Source organism: Streptomyces sp. NRRL WC-3618 (assembly GCF_001280005.1).
GTDB lineage: Bacteria > Actinomycetota > Actinomycetes > Streptomycetales > Streptomycetaceae > Streptomyces.
Genome location: NZ_LGDW01000254.1, coordinates 1 through 962 on the forward strand (window position 1 = coordinate 1; position 962 = coordinate 962).

General features: G+C 69.1%; 2 protein-coding genes. Both read right to left on the reverse strand.

Annotated elements, in window-relative coordinates:
* Window positions 1-609: cobyrinate a,c-diamide synthase (locus ADL01_RS21970; protein WP_078960685.1), on the reverse strand; the 609-nt coding region annotated here is incomplete at its 3' end.
* Window positions 603-962, reverse strand: a 360-nt coding sequence (locus ADL01_RS21975; RefSeq protein ID WP_199834886.1) for a cob(I)yrinic acid a,c-diamide adenosyltransferase, incomplete at its 5' end; no start/stop codon positions are given. The genes ADL01_RS21970 and ADL01_RS21975, both read right to left, overlap by 7 nt.

Below are 962 nucleotides of genomic sequence, written 5' to 3' on the forward strand. Positions count from 1 at the left end.
CCCCCGCCGCTCCCCGACCGGCACCAACCCCAGATGCCGACCAGGCACATCCACCTGCGGAACCCGCCGAAGCACCCCCAACACAGGCACCCCCACCGACTCCAACGCCTCCCGCAACATCCCCTCATGCCGATCCGACGCGACCTTGTTCAGGATCACGCCCCCGACCCGCACCTCCGGATCCCACGACACGAACCCGTGCACGAGAGCCGCCACGGACCGGGACTGCGAGGACGCGTCCACCACCAGCACCACAGGCGCCCGCAGCAACTTCGCCACCTGAGCCGTCGACGCGAGCTCACCCTCGCCCGCAGCCCCGTCGTACAACCCCATCACGCCCTCGACCACGGCGAGGTCACACCCACGCGCACCGTGCGCGAACAACGGCCCCACCAACTCGGGCCCGCACATGTACGCGTCGAGATTCCGCCCCACCCGCCCGGTGGCGAGCGCGTGATACCCGGGGTCGATGTAGTCGGGCCCGACCTTGTGCGGAGACACGGCAAGCCCCCGCGCGGCGAACGCGGCCATCAACCCCGTGGCGACGGTGGTCTTGCCGCTGCCCGAGGAGGGCGCGGCAATGACCAGCCGGGGCACCGATGTCACCACTCGATGCCCCTCTGCCCCTTCTGCCCGGCGTCCATCGGATGCTTGACCTTGGACATGTCGGTAACGAGATCCGCGAACTCGACCAGCTTTTCAGGGGCGTTGCGCCCGGTGATCACCACATGCTGGGTCCCGGGCCGATCCCGCAGCACAGCCACGACCTCATCGACATCGACCCACCCCCAGTGCATGGGATAGGCGAACTCGTCGAGCACGTACAGCTTGTACGTCTCGGCGGCGAGGTCCCGCTTGACCTGCTCCCAGCCCTCCCGGGCCTTCTCCTCGTTGTCGAGCTGCGCGTCGCGCTGCACCCACGACCAGCCCTCACCCATCTTGTGCCAGTCGACGGACCCGCC